General features: G+C 36.1%; 17 protein-coding genes and 1 pseudogene. 12 read left to right on the forward strand and 6 right to left on the reverse strand.

Features of this window, described 5'->3' with window-relative positions; genetic code table 11:
- Positions 1-237: 237 nt before the first annotated feature.
- Positions 238-579 carry a hypothetical protein gene (locus tag PQF83_RS05115; protein WP_000877041.1) on the reverse strand — a complete coding sequence of 114 codons (342 nt, stop codon included), beginning with the start codon at positions 577-579 and terminating at the stop codon, positions 238-240.
- Between the two features lie 116 nt (positions 580-695).
- Positions 696-1,196 (reverse strand): hypothetical protein, encoded by a 501-nt coding sequence (locus tag PQF83_RS05120; RefSeq protein WP_000764323.1) that lies wholly within the window; start codon positions 1,194-1,196, stop codon positions 696-698.
- 478 nt (positions 1,197-1,674) lie between these two features.
- Between PQF83_RS05120 and PQF83_RS05125 the strand changes: the two genes are divergently transcribed.
- The 4 genes from PQF83_RS05125 to narI are packed head-to-tail and all read left to right on the forward strand — an operon-like array spanning position 1,675 to position 8,080.
- On the forward strand, positions 1,675-5,358 hold the full coding sequence (locus PQF83_RS05125) for a nitrate reductase subunit alpha (RefSeq protein ID WP_000729079.1): 3,684 nt from the start codon (positions 1,675-1,677) through the stop codon (positions 5,356-5,358).
- Positions 5,348-6,823, forward strand: a complete 1,476-nt coding sequence (narH, locus tag PQF83_RS05130; protein ID WP_000692685.1) for a nitrate reductase subunit beta — start codon at positions 5,348-5,350, stop codon at positions 6,821-6,823. The genes PQF83_RS05125 and narH overlap by 11 nt, the downstream gene beginning before the upstream one ends.
- Before the next feature lie 19 nt (positions 6,824-6,842).
- Positions 6,843-7,373 (forward strand): nitrate reductase molybdenum cofactor assembly chaperone, encoded by a 531-nt coding sequence (narJ, locus tag PQF83_RS05135; RefSeq protein ID WP_000814203.1) that lies wholly within the window; start codon positions 6,843-6,845, stop codon positions 7,371-7,373.
- Between the two features lie 17 nt (positions 7,374-7,390).
- A complete protein-coding gene (gene narI / locus PQF83_RS05140; protein ID WP_000969219.1) occupies positions 7,391-8,080 on the forward strand; it encodes a respiratory nitrate reductase subunit gamma in 690 nt (229 codons plus the stop codon).
- A 93-nt stretch (positions 8,081-8,173) separates the two neighbouring features.
- On the opposite strand, the gene PQF83_RS05145 is transcribed toward narI, so the two are convergent.
- On the reverse strand, positions 8,174-8,866 hold the full coding sequence (locus PQF83_RS05145; RefSeq protein ID WP_000013859.1) for a Crp/Fnr family transcriptional regulator: 693 nt from the start codon (positions 8,864-8,866) through the stop codon (positions 8,174-8,176).
- 278 nt (positions 8,867-9,144) lie between these two features.
- On the opposite strand from PQF83_RS05145, the gene moaA reads away from it, so the two are divergent.
- The 8 genes and pseudogenes from moaA (at position 9,145) to PQF83_RS05185 (ending at position 16,510) form a co-directional block, all read left to right on the forward strand.
- A complete protein-coding gene (gene moaA, locus PQF83_RS05150; protein ID WP_000545017.1) occupies positions 9,145-10,158 on the forward strand; it encodes a GTP 3',8-cyclase MoaA in 1,014 nt (337 codons plus the stop codon).
- Positions 10,159-10,175: 17 nt separating this feature from the next.
- Positions 10,176-11,189, forward strand: a complete 1,014-nt coding sequence (locus tag PQF83_RS05155) for a molybdopterin-synthase adenylyltransferase MoeB (protein ID WP_001158140.1) — start codon at positions 10,176-10,178, stop codon at positions 11,187-11,189.
- A 40-nt stretch (positions 11,190-11,229) separates the two neighbouring features.
- Positions 11,230-12,519 carry a molybdopterin molybdotransferase MoeA gene (gene moeA, locus PQF83_RS05160; RefSeq protein WP_000890801.1) on the forward strand — a complete coding sequence of 430 codons (1,290 nt, stop codon included), beginning with the start codon at positions 11,230-11,232 and terminating at the stop codon, positions 12,517-12,519.
- Between the two features lie 44 nt (positions 12,520-12,563).
- Positions 12,564-13,035, forward strand: a pseudogene (locus PQF83_RS05165) (molybdenum cofactor biosynthesis protein MoaE).
- The gene (gene moaD, locus PQF83_RS05170; RefSeq protein WP_000573674.1) at positions 13,032-13,265 is read left to right on the forward strand and encodes a molybdopterin converting factor subunit 1; all 234 of its coding nucleotides are present in this window, start codon (positions 13,032-13,034) and stop codon (positions 13,263-13,265) included. The pseudogene PQF83_RS05165 and the gene moaD overlap by 4 nt, the downstream one beginning before the upstream one ends.
- A gap of 80 nt (positions 13,266-13,345) precedes the next feature.
- On the forward strand, positions 13,346-14,515 hold the full coding sequence (narK, locus tag PQF83_RS05175; RefSeq protein WP_000841849.1) for a nitrate transporter NarK: 1,170 nt from the start codon (positions 13,346-13,348) through the stop codon (positions 14,513-14,515).
- A gap of 357 nt (positions 14,516-14,872) precedes the next feature.
- Positions 14,873-15,790: an AEC family transporter gene (locus tag PQF83_RS05180; protein WP_000497481.1), complete on the forward strand. Its 918-nt coding sequence runs from the start codon at positions 14,873-14,875 to the stop codon at positions 15,788-15,790.
- A gap of 297 nt (positions 15,791-16,087) precedes the next feature.
- Positions 16,088-16,510 (forward strand): STAS/SEC14 domain-containing protein, encoded by a 423-nt coding sequence (locus PQF83_RS05185; RefSeq protein WP_073535995.1) that lies wholly within the window; start codon positions 16,088-16,090, stop codon positions 16,508-16,510.
- 191 nt (positions 16,511-16,701) lie between these two features.
- Here PQF83_RS05185 and PQF83_RS05190 read toward each other — a convergent pair whose 3' ends face one another.
- From PQF83_RS05190 to PQF83_RS05200, 3 genes are read right to left on the reverse strand one after another with little or no spacing between them, the layout of a single operon-like run.
- The gene (locus PQF83_RS05190; protein WP_000282591.1) at positions 16,702-17,175 is read right to left on the reverse strand and encodes a precorrin-2 dehydrogenase; all 474 of its coding nucleotides are present in this window, start codon (positions 17,173-17,175) and stop codon (positions 16,702-16,704) included.
- Positions 17,168-17,878 (reverse strand): sirohydrochlorin chelatase, encoded by a 711-nt coding sequence (locus PQF83_RS05195; RefSeq protein ID WP_000676482.1) that lies wholly within the window; start codon positions 17,876-17,878, stop codon positions 17,168-17,170. Before PQF83_RS05195 ends, PQF83_RS05190 begins: the two co-directional genes overlap by 8 nt.
- Entirely contained in the window at positions 17,875-19,299 is a 1,425-nt protein-coding gene (locus PQF83_RS05200; RefSeq protein WP_001014955.1) for a uroporphyrin-III C-methyltransferase, read from the reverse strand. The genes PQF83_RS05195 and PQF83_RS05200 overlap by 4 nt, the downstream gene beginning before the upstream one ends.
- Between the last annotated feature and the right edge of the window lies 1 nt (position 19,300).

Raw genomic sequence — 19,300 nt, forward strand, 5'->3', positions numbered from 1 at the left:
ACTAAGGGCAATATGGTAAATAATGATTTCTCTTTTTATGTGAAATATGTCTTGATATAGAATAGTATCATCGGTAAAAGTAGAAGAGGGGAAGGAAAGATTGACCTCAATGAGCAAAATAAATAGCGTAGGAAACCCTACGCGTATAGTTTGGAACATATATTAATACCCCTTTGTGAATAAAAAATAAAGTCGACTTCTCATGAAGAGGCCAGTTATTTAAATTATTACACTCCTTTATTTTTTATCTTTCTTATATTCTTTTCGTTTATTTAACCAAATATGAATTAATTCTACCAATTCCATTGTTTCAATCTCACAATATTCTCCTTTACCATCTTCGGCTAAATTGTCTAACACAGTAGTTGTGTCGTTCCGAATTTCTAAACTGCAAATGTTGCCATTTACTACTACATAATTTTTTTCTCCGTTTAAAACATTATGTATTTCTTCTAAAATCCAATCTCCAAAAGATGTAACTTCAATTCCTAAAAAAGTTTCAACAAGTTTAATTTCTTGAGGAAGTCTCATAACTAAATCACTACTGTTAAGCACTTCAAAACTATATGGATATTTCATGACTATTTTACTCCTTTATTTCTGGCTTTAGTGACTCTATTTACTTCTCTATTAATCTCATAAGCTCTATTAAGGTAATAAATTCTTATACTATCATCTCTATTTTCCTACTTAAATTATAGTAAAAGTAAATTATTATTAAACTTATCTATCCAATATTTCTCTGATGTAGGTATGAATTCAGTGAAATCTTCATATGTACCACTCCAATCTTTTGGTACATAGTTTTCATATGATGCCGGTTCTGGAAACATTGAATATAGTATTTTATTATCAAAGTTAATTAATAAGATTGGACTAAAATCTAATAGATCTTCTCCTGCATTTTTCCTTTTAATATTTTCAAGTAGTAAATAATTTAATTCTTCTTTAGTTGTTTTATATTTATTAATCCTTACTAAAAATACTTCTACATTTTCATGATCTAATACTTTTATTCCATTTCTTTCTTCTGTTTCGTCATTATCTTCAATGCTTATACCTAAATTTTTATATGCATTATCTAATTTATTATAATCTAAAAACCATAGTTCTTTATCTGTTACATACCATCTAAACTCATTTTTATATATGACGGCTACGATAATGTTTTCTGCATAAAGCGGTTCTAATTTCATAATATACTCCTTTTATTATTATCTTAAAATCCTGACATTCTTGGTGTATTCTTCTATTGATTCAATCCAAGTTGCTGACAATTCATATGGATTTCCTGGCGTTTTTTGTTCAACTATTTTCAGGATAGTTGCCCTTGATATGGTGAATTTAAAGTATTGTATTTTCATTTATTAACTCATCTAACGATTTAGGTATATCAAATTTAACTACTCCCAAATTACTTCCTCTATTATATAAGAAATTTTTTTACAAGCTCATTATTATCTGTACTTCATCTTAAACTTTGCTAGAAGCAAGGAAGTAACTTAACAGTCAGTGAAGGATGTGAGCCCTCCACAATGATTAGATTTTCACCTTTTTATATTTTTTTCGGAATTTTTGACAATCTCTTGAACTGTGCGAAATGTCACATCTGTATTTTACAACCTCTCTTATAGTAAGGGTATGTAAGAGAGACGTATTAAAGGAGTGAACAGTATGAAGAAGAAACCTTCAGCACTAATGAGACGTTTAAAATATTTTTCACCAATAGATCGTTATAACGATAATCATACACAAGAAACATATGAAGATCGTGAATGGGAAAATGTGTATAGAAAGCGTTGGCAGCATGATAAAGTAATTCGTTCTACACATGGTGTGAACTGTACTGGTTCATGTAGTTGGAACATTTATGTGAAAGATGGAATTGTAACTTGGGAAGGACAGGAGCTTAACTATCCAACAACAGGTCCAGATATGCCTGACTTTGAACCACGAGGGTGTCCACGTGGAGCGAGTTTTTCTTGGTACATTTATAGTCCACTTCGTGTGAAATATCCGTATGTACGTGGTGTTCTTTGGAGTATGTGGCTAGAGGAATTACAAAATAATGGGTCACCATTAGATGCTTGGAAAAGCATTGTGGAAAACCCTGAAAAAGCACGCAAGTATAAGCAAGCACGTGGTAAAGGGGGATTCGTTCGTGCGAATTGGGATGAAGTGTTACAACTCGTTTCAGCTTCATTATTATATACAGTAATGAAATACGGTCCAGACCGAAATGTTGGCTTTTCACCAATTCCAGCTATGTCGATGTTAAGTCATGCTGCAGGCAGCCGCTTTATGCAACTTATGGGTGGACCGATGCTTAGTTTCTATGATTGGTACGCAGATTTACCACCAGCTTCTCCGCAAATTTGGGGTGATCAAACAGATGTACCAGAAAGTAGTGACTGGTATAACTCTGGTTACATTATGACATGGGGTTCAAATGTACCGATGACAAGAACACCAGACGCACACTTTTTAGCGGAGGTTCGATATAAAGGAACGAAAGTCGTTTCTGTCAGTCCTGATTTTGCTGAGTCAACAAAGTTTGCGGATGATTGGATTAGTGTGAAACAAGGTACAGACGGTGCACTTGCGATGGCAATGGGGCACGTGATCTTACAAGAATTTTACGTAGATAATCAAGTGGAATACTTCACAAAGTATGCGAAGCAATATACTGATTTTCCTTTCTTCGTTACATTGAAACAAAAAGGAGACCAATTCGTTGCGGATCGATTCTTAAATGCTTCTGATATTGGACGCGAAACAAAGTTAGGAGAATGGAAACCTGTACTTTGGAACGAGAACACGAATGATTTTGCAACACCTCATGGCACAATGGGGTCACGTTGGGATAACGAAAAGAAATGGAATTTACGTTTAGAAGATGAAGAAACAGGCGAAAAGATTGATCCACGTCTTTCTGTACTTGGAATGGAAGATCATGTTGGAACTGTACAAATCCCGTACTTCTCTGATAATGGAAACAAAGTATTAGAACGTACAATTCCAGTGAAAAAGGTTATGACAGAAGAGGGCGAAGTGTTCGTTACTACTGTATATGACTTAACGTTAGCAAATTACGGTGTGAACCGAGGGCTTGGTGGACAAGAGCCGAAAGACTTCAATGATGACGTGCCGTTTACACCTGCATGGCAAGAGAAAATGACAGGAGTAAAACGTGAGCTTATTATTCAAATCGCTCGTGAGTTCGCACAAAATGCTGTTGATACGAATGGTCGCTCAATGATTATTGTCGGGGCTGGTATTAACCATTGGTTTAACTCTGATACAATTTATCGCGCCGTTTTAAATCTTGTACTTCTCGTTGGAGCACAAGGTGTAAACGGCGGTGGCTGGGCGCATTACGTTGGGCAAGAAAAATTACGACCAGCAGAAGGATGGCAAACAATCGCAATGGCAAAAGATTGGCAAGGGCCACCGAAATTACAAAACGGTACATCTTTCTTCTATTTCGTAACAGATCAATGGCGCTATGAAGATACACCAGTGGGACATTTAGCATCACCAGTCGAAGGCAACTCTCGTTATCAACATCACGGTGATTACAACGTATTAGCGGCGCGACTTGGCTGGTTACCTTCTTATCCGACATTTGAGAAAAATGGAATTGAACTATATAAAGAAGCTGTTGCTGCTGGTGCAACAACACAAGAAGAAATCGGAAAATATGTTGCACAAAAATTAAAAGAAAAAGAACTAAAATTTGCGATTGAAGATCCAGATAACAAAAATAACTTCCCGCGCAACTTATTCGTTTGGCGTGCAAACTTAATTTCAAGTTCTGGTAAAGGACACGAATATTTCTTAAAACATTTATTAGGTACAACGAACGGATTAATGAATGATGATAGTGATTCATTACGACCAGAAGAAATGAAATGGCATGAAGAAGCGCCAGAAGGGAAGCTTGATTTGCTCATTAATTTAGATTTCCGTATGGCTGGAACAGCGCTTTATTCTGATATCGTCTTACCGGCTTCAACTTGGTATGAAAAACACGATTTAAGCAGTACAGATATGCATCCATTTGTACATCCATTTAATCCGGCAATCGGTTCGCCATGGGAAGCACGTTCTGACTGGGATATTTTCACTTCACTTTCTAAAGCTGTGTCAGATTTAGCAGAGAAAATTGATCTTGAACCAATGAAAGAAGTTGTTGCAACACCACTTCTTCATGATACACCGCAAGAATTAGCACAACCACTTGGTAAGATTAAAGATTGGAGCAAAGGTGAGTGTGAACCAATACCAGGTAAAACGATGCCGCAAATTCATGTTGTCGAAAGGGATTATAAAACGATTTATGACAAAATGACAGCACTTGGACCAAATGCCGGGAAACAACCGATTGGTACGAAAGGAATTTCTTGGTCGGCAGAAAAAGAGTATGAGCAATTAAAAAGCCGATTAGGAGTTGTTCGAACAGATTCTATTGCGAAAGGTTGTCCAGACATAAAAGAAGCAATCAATGCTGCTGAAGCGGTATTAACGCTTTCTTCTACAACAAATGGTCATATGGCTGTAAAAGCATGGGAAGCACTTGAAAAACAAACAGATTTAAAATTACGTGATTTAGCAGAAGAACGTGAAGAAGAATGCTTCACATTTGAACAAATTACAGCGCAGCCCAAAACAGTAATTACTTCTCCAGCCTTTACAGGTTCTGAAAAAGGTGGGCGCCGTTACTCACCATTTACAACAAATGTAGAACGTCTCATCCCTTGGAGAACAATCACTGGACGACAATCTTTCTATTTAGATCATGACATGATGAAAGAATTTGGTGAAACGATGGCAACATTTAAACCAATTCTGCAACATAAACCGTTCCGTAAATCACGACCTGAAGTAGAAGGGAAAGAGATTACACTAAACTATTTAACACCGCATAATAAGTGGTCCATTCATAGTATGTACTTTGATTCATTACCGATGTTAACGCTATTTAGAGGTGGTCCAACTGTTTGGATGAATAAAGAAGATGCTGAAGAAGCTGGTGTTGCAGATAATGATTGGATTGAGTGCTTTAACCGTAACGGTGTTGTTGTAGCACGTGCAGTTGTAACGCACCGTATACCGAGAGGAATGGCGTTTATGCACCATGCGCAAGATCGCCACATTAACGTACCTGGAACGAAATTAACAAGTAATCGCGGGGGAACGCATAATAGTCCAACTCGAATTCACGTAAAACCGACACATATGATTGGTGGATACGGTCAATTAAGTTATGGATTTAACTATTATGGTCCAACTGGGAACCAGCGCGATTTAAACGTTGTAATTCGCAAACTGAAGGAGGTAGATTGGCTTGAAGATTAAAGCACAAGTCGGAATGGTAATGAACCTAGATAAATGCATCGGCTGCCATACTTGTAGCGTAACGTGCAAAAACACCTGGACAAATCGTCCAGGTGCTGAATATATGTATTTCAATAACGTAGAAACGAAACCTGGCATTGGTTATCCGAAGCAATGGGAAGATCAGGAGAAATATAAAGGTGGCTGGGAATTGAAAAATGGTGAAATTCAGCTGAAATCCGGTTCGAAAATGAAGCGCCTTATGAATATTTTCCACAATCCAGATCAACCAACAATTGATGATTACTTTGAACCGTGGAACTATGATTATGAAACGTTAACAAATAGTCCGCAGCGTAAGCATCAGCCAGTTGCTCGTCCGAAATCAGCAATTACAGGCGAATTTATCGACAAAATTGAATGGGGTCCAAACTGGGAAGATGATTTAGCTGGTGGACATATAACAGGATTACAAGATCCGAACGTAAAGAAAATGGAAGAAGAAATTAAAACCGATTTTGAAAATGTCTTTATGATGTATTTACCACGCATATGCGAACATTGTATGAATCCATCTTGCGTATCGTCTTGTCCATCTGGTGCGATGTATAAACGGGAAGAAGATGGGATTGTTCTTGTGGATCAAAACGCATGTCGTGCATGGAGATTCTGCGTATCGTCTTGCCCATATAAAAAAGTGTACTTTAATTGGCAAACGAATAAAGCGGAAAAATGTACAATGTGTTTCCCACGTATTGAAGCTGGTATGCCAACAATTTGTTCGGAAACATGTGTAGGACGTATCAGATATATTGGGGTAATGCTATATGACGCTGACAAAGTAAAAGAAGCGGCTTCTGTTGAGAATGAAAAAGATTTATATGAATCTCAGCTTACTGTTTTCCTAGATCCAAATGATCCTGAAGTAGCAGCTGAAGCGAAAAAACAAGGCATTCCTGAAGAGTGGATTAAAGCGGCACAACAGTCACCAATCTATAAAATGATTATCGATTGGAAAATTGCTCTACCACTTCACCCAGAGTATCGTACAATGCCAATGGTTTGGTATATCCCACCGCTTAGCCCAATTATGAATATGGTGGAAGGGAAAGGTAGTAACTGGCAAGCAGAAGAGATTTTCCCTGCTATCGATAATATGCGTATTCCAATTCAATATTTAGCGAATTTACTCACTGCAGGAGATGAATCACACATTCGACTTACATTGAAAAAAATGGCTGTTATGCGAACGCATATGAGAGCACTGCAAATTAATAAAGAACCAAATGAAGCGGTATTAAAAGAACTTGGTTTAACAAAACAAGATGTAGAAGACATGTATCGTCTGCTTGCTATCGCAAAATATAAAGATCGTTTTGTTATCCCGACGTCTCACCGCGAACAAGTTGCAGATTTATACAATGAACAAGGAAGCTGTGGTTTATCATTTGCAGGTGGTCCAGGCTCTTGCATGACAATTTCTTAAATAATGGGGGCGGAAAAATATGAAACAAAGTCTACAAATTGCTTTTTCTTGTTCTTCATTCCTTCTCTCCTATCCGGAACTCGGGTGGAGAGAAGCTTTAGCTGAATTGCAAGAAGAGATTGAAGCGATTGAACAGGAAGAAGTTAAAACTTCACTTACAGCATTTATAAAACAAGCACTGGATAAAACGAACGATCAACTTATTGATAGTTACGTATATACATTTGATTTTGGTAAGAAGACAAATATGTATTTAACGTATATGAACACCGGTGAGCAAAGGGAAAGAGGTATTGAATTACTAGAGTTAAAACAGCATTATAAAAAATCTGGTTTTGAAGTAACAGATAAAGAACTACCTGATTATTTACCGCTATTACTAGAGTTTTTTGCAAATGCAAATGAGCAAGACAGTGAACCAATTATGAGTAAATACAAAGAGAACATCCAAGCATTACACGTTCAGTTAAAAGAAGCTGATAGTATGTATGAACCAATTCTTGCGGCTGTTCTACTTGCTATCGATACATGGGGTGTACAGACAAATTAGAAAGGAGAGTTGTCAAAATGATGGATCAATTTCTATGGGTGTTGTTTCCCTATATCATTTTTGCAATCTTTATCGGTGGACATATTTTTAGATACAACTATGATCAATTTGGATGGACATCAAAATCTAGTGAACTATTAGAAAAGAAAATGCTCCGAATCGGAAGTCTATTATTCCACTTTGGGATCATGTTCGTAATTGGCGGTCATGTTATGGGAATTTTAATTCCAGAAGCTGTATACCGTTCCATAGGTATTTCTGAGCATACGTATCATGTAGTAGCAATTAGTTTTGGGCTTCCAGCAGGGGTTGCTTCAATCATCGGTTTAATTATATTAACGTACCGCCGCGTAACGGTAAAACGTATCATTGCAACGAGTACAAAGGGAGATTATATTGCGCTTATTCTATTACTTATCGTAATGCTAGCAGGACTTTCTTCAACGTTTTTAAATATCGACTCAAAAGGATTTGATTATCGTACAACGATCGGTCCATGGTTCCGAAGCCTCTTCGTTTTTCAACCGAAAGTTGATTATATGAAGGAAGTACCTGTATGGTTTAAAATTCATATTCTTGCGGGAATGGGGCTTTTCGCAGTATGGCCATTTACTAGACTGGTACACGTATTTAGTGCCCCCATTAAATATGTAAGCCGTAGCTATGTAATTTACAGAAGACGTATTCCAAATGAATTGAAAAAATAAATTAGTTTTATATGTTTCGTAATTTATAAGGAAAGCCGAGATCTAATTGGAGACCTCGGCTTTCCTTATAGGTATAAGTACCTAAATAAGACGCTAATCAATACTACAAACAGAAGCAGAACAATCTTCACAAGCAATTTCACATTTTAAAAATTGTAAATCGTGTATTGTAATCTTTCCTTTATGAATAGAAATTGTACCTTGCTTTTTTAATTCATTTAACATTCGATTTACACTTTCACGTGAAGTTGCACAGAAATTAGCAAGTTCTTGATTCGTTAACGGTAAATCGATGAGAATACCATTTTCCTTTAAAACACCATAACTATTTGTCATTCGTATGAGAGTAGAATATAAGGCACCTTTTTTGCCGTGTAATACTAAATCTCGGAACTTCGTTTGCATTCTTCTTAAATGTTCACTAATCCATTTCATAAATTCAAATACAAGAGCTGGTTTTTGGAGTAATTCTTTTTCTAACGCTTCACGCTTTATAACGCCTACTTCAACATCTTCAAGGCATTTTGAATTTAATAAATACTTCGCATTATCCGTGAACAATGTTAATTCTCCAATAATGTCGTATGCCGAACAAATTCGAAGTGTTAGTTCTTGTCCGTCAGCACTAAGTTTACTAATTTGTACTTTTCCTGAGTGGATGATATAGAGTTCGGTTGCCTCCATACCTTCTTGAAAAATAAAACTACCTTTTTTTATCTGCATTTTATATTCAACAGATGCAAGTAATTCTTTTAAATCTTGAGATAATGTCATACTGTTTGCCACAGCAATCACCTTTCTTCTTATAAGCAATACATTTCCTATTTTGAGTGTAAATATGATGAAAATGCAAGAGCTATTTTAAAAATAATGTAAAATTTCAATGACCGTAAGGAGTATGGCCTGAAGATGTGAACAAAATGCGAACGGATTTGTGAAAAGTTTTTGAATGGGGAAAGTGATGTGAGAAAAGTCACATTGAATATGTAGCTTCTTTTTTATAATAAAGGCAAATAAAAAAATGAAAGCTTACTAAGGATTGCAGCAGAAAAGAAGGGATATAGATGCACGAGAACATGAAAGATTCTTTAAAGCGGCCACTTCAAGATTTACGCATTTCAGTTATTGATCGTTGTAATTTTAGGTGCACATATTGTATGCCTGCTGAAGTGTTCGGACCTGATTATGCTTTTTTACAGGAAGAGTGTTTATTAACGTTTGATGAAATAGAAAGGTTAGCGAGATTATTTATAAGTATGGGAATTAATAAAATTAGGCTTACTGGCGGTGAACCTTTATTGCGTAAAGACTTACCGAAGTTAATTGGAAGACTTGCAAAGCTAGAAGGCTTAAAAGATATTGGGCTCACAACAAACGGAATTCATTTAGCAAAACAAGCTAAGGCGCTAAAAGAAGCAGGATTAAAGCGTGTAAATATTAGTTTAGATGCAATAGAGGATTGTGTCTTCCAAAAAATTAATGGAAGACATGTAAGTACGAAACCTGTACTGAAAGGAATTGAAGCAGCGAAGGAAGCTGGATTAGAAGTAAAGGTAAATATGGTCGTAAAAAAAGGGATGAATGATAGTCAAATTCTTCCTATGGCTCAGTATTTTAAAGAACAAGAAATACAGTTACGTTTCATTGAGTTTATGGATGTAGGCAGTACGAACGGATGGAACTTTGAACAAGTCGTTACGAAGGAACAATTAATAGAGAAAATTAATCGTGTATATCCAATTGAACCTGTTAAACCTCGTTACTTTGGAGAAGTTGCGAAATTGTATCGATATGTAGGAAGCGATGCCGAAGTTGGATTTATTACTTCAGTATCTGAGTCATTTTGTTCTTCTTGTACGAGAGCCCGTATTTCGGCAGACGGCAAGTTTTATACGTGCTTATTTGGAGAAAAAGGAACGGATTTACGATCGCTTCTTCGAGAAAATATTTCTGATGCATCACTATTAAAAATTTTACAACATACATGGCGATATAGAACAGATCGATATTCAGATGAAAGAACGGCGGAAAGTACAAATAAACGTCAAAAAGTTGAGATGTCTTACATTGGTGGATAGCGAAAGGAGGATTCCTTATGCAAGAGCGATATTCAAGACAAGTATTGTTTTCTGGAATAGGTGAAATGGGACAAAGGAAAATAAGGGAAAAGCATGTGCTCTTAATTGGTGCGGGGGCGCTAGGAGCTGCAAATGCAGAAGCGCTCGTTCGGATGGGAATTGGGAAATTGACAATTGCCGATCGTGACTATGTCGAATGGAGTAATTTACAACGGCAACAGTTATATACAGAAGAAGATGCAAAACAATGCAAACCAAAAGCAATTGCAGCGGCAGAACATGTAAGAAGGATTAATTCTGAGGTGGAAATTGTACCAGTTGTAACGGATGTCACAATGAAAGAAATGGAAGAGTTAACGAAAGAAGTGGATCTCATATTAGATGCGACTGACAACTTTGATACGCGTCTACTTATAAATGATATTTCACAAAAAGAAAATATACCTTGGATATACGGTGGATGCATTGGAAGTTACGGTGTAACGTACACAATTCTTCCAGGAAAAACACCATGTTTTCGCTGCTTAATGGATCATCCGATGGGCGGTGCAACATGTGATACAGCGGGAATTATTCAGCCAGCTGTACAGATGGTTGTTGCTCACCAAGTGACAGAAGCAATGAAAATATTGGTGGATGATTTCGAGACGCTACGAGGAACAATGTTATCATTTGATATTTGGAACAATCAATTTCTCTCATTAAAAGTAAATAAACAGAAAAAAAGTACATGTCCATCTTGCGGAAATACACGTACGTACCCAAGTTTAACATTTGAATCACAGGTGAAAACGGAGGTGCTATGCGGACGGAATACAGTTCAAATCCGTCCAGGAATAAAGAGAGCTCTAAATTTAAACGAAATTAAAAAAAGATTACAAAAAATTGTATATGTCCAAAAAACGCCGTACTTACTATCATTTCTAATTGATGAATATCGTTTCGTTTTATTTACAGACGGTAGGGCATTTGTTCATGGGACAAATGATGTGAAAATGGCAAAACGACTATATGCAAAATATATAGGATGAACAGAGAGAGTTTCTCCTTATTAAAACGAGGTGAAAAAGAATGTTAGAAAAACGTATACCGATTCCAGTGGCAGAAGCAGTTGCACGAGTAATGAAATATGCTCATCAAGGTGAAACAGAAGAGGTTTCTCTTATAGAAAGTTACGGTAGAACGCTTGGAGAAGATGTTATTGCAGATCATGATGTCCCACATTTTGATCGCTCTCCGTACGACGGATTTGCGATTCGAGCGGAAGACACAAAAGAAGCAAGTAGCAGTAATCCCATTCAGTTTGAAGTGATTGGTGAAATTGGAGCAGGGGTTGTTTTTACAGAAGAAGTGAAAGCATTTCAAGCTGTCCGTATTATGACAGGGGCCGCAATTCCGAGAGGGTGTAATGCGGTTGTGATGTTGGAGATAACGGAAGGGTTTGAAGAAAACGAAAAGACTTATATGACATTAAAACGCTGTTTCGCAGCCGGTGATAACATTTCTTTTAAAGGAGAAGATGTAAAACAAAATAGCACCCTTGTGAAAAAAGGGACTGTTATTAATCCTGGAGTTGCAGCACTTCTTGCTACGTTTGGTTATAGTTCCGTACATGTTGTAAAACAGCCGATTATTGGAATTGTAACGACGGGTAGTGAACTGCTTGAAGTACATGAACAATTAAAGCCAGGGAAGATTCGAAATAGTAACTCCTATATGATAGCTGCGCAAATTGAACGAGCGGGCGGAGTTGTACGGTATTATGGACAATTCGTTGACGATTTTGAGACGTGTTATAACAATGTAAAAAAGGCGATAAAAGAAGTTGATATTTTAATTACGACTGGTGGCGTTTCAGTAGGAGACTATGACTATTTGCCTGCTATTTATGAGAGATTACAAGCTAATGTACTTTTTAACAAAATAGCGATGCGACCAGGAAGTGTGACAACTGTAGCTGAGGTAGAAGGAAAACTACTATTTGGTTTGTCTGGTAATCCTTCAGCTTGTTATGTCGGTTGTGAATTATATGTTAGACCAGTCATTGGAACATACTTGCATAGAAAAGATTCGCACGTATTTCGTGCAGAGGCAATTTTACAAAAAGACTTTCCGAAAGCAAATCCGTTTACTCGATTTGTAAGAGGGAGAGTAGAAATTGTAGATGGTCAATTGCAAGTTACACCAGTTGGTTTAGATAAATCTAGCGCAATTTCTTCACTTGCAGAAGCGAATGCATTTATTGTTTTGCCAGGGGGAACGAGAGGATTTAAAGCTGGAATTACTGTTTCGGTACTGTTATTAGAATTAACCAGCGGAAGTGAATGGCCATGGAAAGAATCGCTTCGTTCATACAAATAATAGAAAAATAGGTTGCTAATTTATACAAAGATAAGAGGTGCGAAATGACACATACGTATTATGAAGTAATTGATACACCTATATCAATTGAAGAAGTGACAAACAAAGTAATTCGGCGTGAGTGTGGTGCGATTACTACTTTTATTGGCACTGTTAGAGAATTTACGAAAGGCCGACGTACGCTTTATTTAGAGTATGTAGCTTATAAGACGATGGCGGAGAAACAGCTTGAGAGAATTGGTACCGAAGTAGGGGAGAAATGGCCTGGAACATATGTGGCAATTACACATCGCATTGGTACATTACAAATTTCTGATTTGGCTGTTGTCGTTGCTGTTGCTACACCGCATCGGAAAGCTGCTTATGAGGCGAATGAATATATTATGGAACGTATAAAACAAATTATTCCGATATGGAAAAAAAGAGTTTTGGGAAGATAGTGAGTCGTGGATAGGCGATCAGTTAGAGAAAACAGCATATGGTAATGGCGAGCCTGGAAAGGAGATGAGAATTTGATTGAAGTACTATTATTTGCACATTTACAAGAAGAAGTAAGTAAGCCAGCATTACACATAGATTGTGAAAATATTACAGTCGCGAAGCTGAAGGAAGTTCTGATTAAGGAATATAATGTAGCAATTTCAAACGAGATTATGGTCGCGATAAATGAAGAATACGCAAATGAGGATGACATTATTCAAACTGGTGATGTCGTAGCAATGATTCCGCCAGTAAGTGGTGGTTGATTCTTTTCAGCCTAATCATGTAAGAACGTGATTAGGCTGGAGGGAATGAATATAACTACGTATACATAGGAGGGAACAGGATGAAAAGTCCTAATTTTCAATTAAGTTTACAAACTTCTAATCTAATTATCGGTTTTATGGTGTGGGTTATTTTATCATCATTGATGCCCTATATTAAAGTGGATATTCCATTAACTGCGGGACAAATTTCTATGGTAACAGCAGTACCCGTTATTTTAGGTTCTGTTCTTCGCATTCCAATTGGTTATTGGACCAATCGTTTCGGAGCAAGAAAATTATTCTTTATTAGTTTTATTCTATTATTATTTCCTGTTTTTTATATTAGTGTTGCCAATTCTATGATGGATTTAATTATTGGTGGATTATTTGTAGGAATCGGTGGTGCTGTATTCTCTGTAGGAGTAACTTCTTTACCAAAATACTTTCCAAAAGAGAGTCACGGTTTTGTAAATGGTATTTACGGTGTCGGTAACGCTGGAACAGCAATTACTTCATTTTTAGCGCCTGTTATCGCAACTTCAGTTGGCTGGAGAACGACAGTACAATGTTATTTAATTTTACTTGCAGCGTTTGCACTTATGAACTTTTTATTAGGTGATCGTAAAGAGAAAAAAGTGAATACACCACTAATGGAACAAATAAAAGGTGTATATAAAAATGAGAAACTTTGGTTTTTATGTATCTTTTACTTTTTAACTTTCGGATCATTTGTTGCATTTACAGTATATTTACCAAACTTTTTAGTATCTCATTTCGGATTAGAGAAAGTAGATGCAGGTATGCGGACAGCCGGATTCATCGTACTCGCAACAATTATGCGTCCGATTGGTGGTTGGCTGGGTGATAAGTTTAATCCATTTAAAATATTAATCTTCGTATTTATCGGTTTAACACTTTCAGGTATTATTTTATCATTTATGCCAAGCATGAACGTATATACATTTGGTTGCCTATTAGTCGCATTTTGCGCAGGTATCGGTAATGGTACAATTTTCAAACTCGTTCCGATGTATTTCTCAGAACAAGCTGGTATTGTAAATGGACTCGTTTCAGCTTTAGGCGGACTTGGAGGATTCTTCCCGCCACTAATTTTAACATTACTGTTCCAACTAACAGGTCATTATGCAATTGGATTTATGGCATTATCAGAAGTCGCACTTGCTTGTTTAATCATTACAGTATGGATGTATAGTCAAGAAAAGCTGTTAGTGATGTTAAAGAATCATTAATAAAGAAAAAGAGCCGTCCCAAAGTATTTTGGGGTGGTTCTTTTCGTAATATAATAGGCTTCGCTATATTTTTTAGGACCAGATTCTTTAGTAAGGCTAATAGATATTGTGAAATAGTACACTTAAACTAAAAAATACAGTTTAGGTCGATAAGATAAAATTATACATTTCTATAAATAATCTATAATTTTCTTTATGGATCATATTTGTTATGTTAAAGAAAAGAGAGGGGAGGGAAATGAAATGAGTGTTTTTTCTGATTATTGAGAACTAATGGTGTTTTCCGATGAATTAAATGTGGTCCATATGTAGTAAAGTGTTTAATCCAACTAAAATATATGTAGAATGAGGTTGTAAATGTTTGTTTTTATTATATTAGACGTAATATTACCGATATTAATATTGATGCTAATTGGTGCAATCTTACAAAGAAAGTTTCAATTTGACTTAAAGCAACTATCTACACTTATTACGTATTGCTTGATGCCTGCGGCTGTATTTGTGAATATATATGATATTCGTATAGAAATAGATTTGTTGCTCCAGATAATATACTATTTAATGCTTTACAGTCTAAGTCTGATCATAGTAAGTCATTTTATTTCAAAAATATTAAAGTTAGAAAAAGGGGAAAGTGCAGCTCTAAAAAATAGCATTTCGTTAATGAATTCCGGTAATTATGGATTACCAGTAAGTCAATTAATTTTTAGTCACAATCCAGTGGGGGTTTCCATTCAGATTTTCATTGTTATTTTCCAGAATCTTTTAACCTATTCATATGGAGTATATAACTTACTATCAGCAACAAAAACAATCGGAGGTATTATTCAATCATTTCTAAGACTGCCTGTATTTCATGCGCTCGTATTAGGGATTCTCTTTCAATCTTTTACAATTCAATTACCTAATTCTATCTTGCTACCTCTTAATCAGCTTGCGAATGGTTTTGTTGCAATAGCACTCATATTGCTAGGGGCGCAATTATCCAACATTAAGCTTAAATTTTTCCATCGAGTCATAACATGGGCTTTAATTGGAAGGTTACTGATGGGACCATTAGTAGCACTTACCATGATCTACCTACTAAAGATTGATGGTATTGTTGCACAATCATTATTTATTGCAAGTTCTTTTCCTACTTCAAGAAATACAGCAACCATTGCTATGGAGTATCAAATAGAGCCTGAACTACATGCGCAAATCGTTTTATTTTCAACACTTTTTAGTATTGTTACAGTAACTGTCGTTATTTATTTGTCATATATTTTGTTTTGAATTTACATGCAAAAACGAATAGATTTGAGGTGGCGAGTGATGGAAGGGAATCGATATGAGAAAAAGCAGTCTTTCATATATTAGGTGTCGTTTACAATTGTATCGTGTCTGATAATTAAGCGGCTTAATTCAAAAAAGGAAACTCATTAAGGTTTATTTCGTATACAAATCTTTAAAGCATTTACATATAGACTTGCGAAAAAAGACGCAATCTCGCTTATAATTAAGATTACATGAGCTTAGGATGATAGCGATGGGGCGGGAGTGTCAAGTAAGAATTTTATCTTTATTGATTTTATGAGGTTTTTCCTCATAATTGTATTTAAGGGAGATGATTCTAAAATGAGTAAACAGAATATTAGTACAACTATTTCAGGAGATTTGATTGTTACCCATCTAATTGGCCAGATTAAAACAGAGGATGTGTATGAATGGTTTAATGGCTTTGAGCAGGTTTGTCAGCAATTTATTTCTGAGGGGCGGAAATACAAATTGTTGGTGGATAGAAAAGGATACACGCCAAATCATTTTTCTGTTCAAAAAGTATGGAAAGAGAAGTTCTTCAATGAAACTATTTTGAATCATAGCAAGGCAATTGCATTTCTTCTTGAAGAAGGAGAGATACTGAAGTATTTGCAACAATCCAATACAAAAGAATCCGTAGAGTTTTTTGACGATTATGAACAAGCGCTAAATTGGTTGAATGAATATCCAATATAAAAACTGAATAGAAAGAGTTGCTCGTAATGTTGCACTTGTCATGAAATTTACTTGCTTACAAGTTGCCAACACCATTCATTTTCTTCGCAGATTGCCTGTGCAGTTTCAAAAAAAGAAACCAAAACAAAAAGAACAAACGCTTCTAAAAAACGTTTGTCCAAAGGTAATTACTATTTTAGCTAAGAAATAGATTACAATTTGTGTGAACGAGAAAGTCTTTTTATAAGATTAGGAAGGACAGAGGTTAACTCTAGTTTCAAACGCTTCGTAAACGATGGATCTTTACCAGAAGTTGAAATAGTGACAACATATTCATCATTTCGTATGACACCAGGTGTGTGAAACGATGATTCTGTACCATCGCTTACAACGTTAACCCATTGGAAATCATGGGTGGCCTGTTTGACCATCATATTTACAGCATGTTGATTTGTAGCTGCATAAATAAGATGAGCATCTTTAATATCATCATTACTAAAAGTTTTTTGTTTCCAAGTAATATAAGGTAGTTCCTTCATTTCCTCGCAAATCTCCGGGCTAATAACGGTGACGAAAGCGCCTGTATCTTTTAAACCAGACGCTTTTCGATATGCAATTTTACCTCCACCAATGATAACGACCACTTTATTTTGCAGATTAAACATAAGGGGGTACATGTTATACATACACACATTCCTCCATTCGTTCTAACAATGTTAATTTCATATATGTATCAAACTGTAGGCAATTACAAGTCGTAACGTGATTATATTTTTTTGTATGCAACTTAATTTTTTGAAGTAACAATCCGGTAAAGAGAAGGTATGGCATGACATATACATGGGACGCAGTCGATGTTATCGTCTTGAGCTCAGCAGTAAAAGAGGGCGTTCCTTTCGTTAAAAAGGAGCACGATACTGGCATACCGATTTTTTGCTCGACAGCTGCTCCAATTTGTTGTAACTCATGTATCGGCTGTGGATCACTACTACCTCGTCCTACGAGTAAAATACTACTATTTTGCATTGGCATGGCTTCACGTATTCTTTTCACTACAAGTTCAACCATATACGGATGCGTACTAAAAGGAGGTACAACTGAAAATGTGATATGTGGATATTTCTTTTGTAGTTGCTCTATTTCAAAAGGAATATCACGTTTATAGTGAGCTGCTGCAAATAATAAAACAGGTACAATTATTATTTTAGTTGCTCCCTCTAGTATCGTTTCTGCAACTGCATCCGAAATGGTAGGTGTTGTTAGTTCTAGAAAAGCTATTTTTTGAATTCTTTCATTACGTTCTTTCATGACTGATTGAATAAAGCGAATAAATTGTTCATTGCCTTCTTGCAGGCGACTACCGTGTCCAACATATACAATTCCTTTCATCGTACCACCAAATCTTTCTTCATAATAATGTTTTGTAATTGCTCATCTACATTATGGAATCCGACTTTATTCGCATAGTGTAAAGTTGGAACGTCAGTATACGAGAATGGGAGAGTAACAATATCGAGAAAGCCAAGACGTTTTACTTCTGCTAGAAACGTATCAATAGAAGCGCGTCCTTCAAATACAATGCTATCCCATAAGAATTCAGAAAGCATACGAGAATGAACTTCATCGAAACGATGATCAATTGTATACTCATGAGTCATCATATAGGAGCCGGCACCAATTTTCTCTTGAATAAAAGCAATTCGGTTAATATTTCTGCCTAAATAAACAGTTGTATCGGAAGAGAACTTTGCTTCTTTACTTAGTAGGCCATATTGCATAAGTTTTTCTTGAGTGGCAACGTTCATGTGTTGCAGCTCTGCCTGTAAGGAACGAATATCTTTCTTGTATTTACTACATGATTGCATCAAAATTTCTACACTTTCAGCTGAACAAAAAACAAGGCGATCAACGTTAAAGATTTCATTGATTTGTTCAAGGGTTAATGTATATTCTTCCTTTTTGAAAGTTGGAATTTGATATATTTCTGCACCAGCTTCTTGTAACCTTTGCTTCATTACACTTGTTTTATTTGTTGCGGATGTAAATAAAACTTTTTTACCATGTAATGGTTTACGTTCTTTCCAAGCGATTTGATTACGTAAGGAAACGACATCACCAACAATTGTCATAGAAGGGTTAGAAATATTTTCATTTTTGACGATAGAAACAATGGTAGATAGTGTCCCTGTGACAACGCGCTGTTTACCAGTTGTACCCCATTCAATGACTGCTACTGGCGTATCTTCTTTCTTTCCTGCTTGTCGTAAGTTTTCGCAAATTGTAGGTAAGCTTTTTATACCCATGTAGTAGGCAATCGTATCGCTATTGTGAGATGAATTATATTTTCCATGATCGGTTAAAGGACCTTTTGCATGTCCGGTTAGTAAAGTAACGCTATTACTGTAGTTACGGTGGGTAAGGGGGATACCTGCATAGCTACTAGCGGCGATGCTAGATGTAATGCCTGGTACAATTTCATATGGAATATTTGCTGCTGCTAAAGTTTCTGCTTCTTCACCAACACGGCCAAAAATAGATGGATCTCCGCCTTTTAATCGGACAACAATTTTTCCCTCTTTTGCAAATTGAAGAAGGTGTGCGTTAATCATTTCTTGTCGCATAATATGATTCTTTGGCATTTTTCCGCAATACATAAGTTCACATGTTTGTTTTGTATAGCTAAGAAAGAAAGGGTTTAGTAAACGGTCATATAAAACAATATCTGCACGTTTTAAACACTCTATCGCTTTCTTTGTAATAAGCCCTTCATCACCTGGTCCTGCACCAACTAAATATACATATCCGTTCATA

This window comes from Bacillus sp. FF-1, assembly GCF_028548245.1.
GTDB lineage: Bacteria > Bacillota > Bacilli > Bacillales > Bacillaceae_G > Bacillus_A > Bacillus_A paranthracis.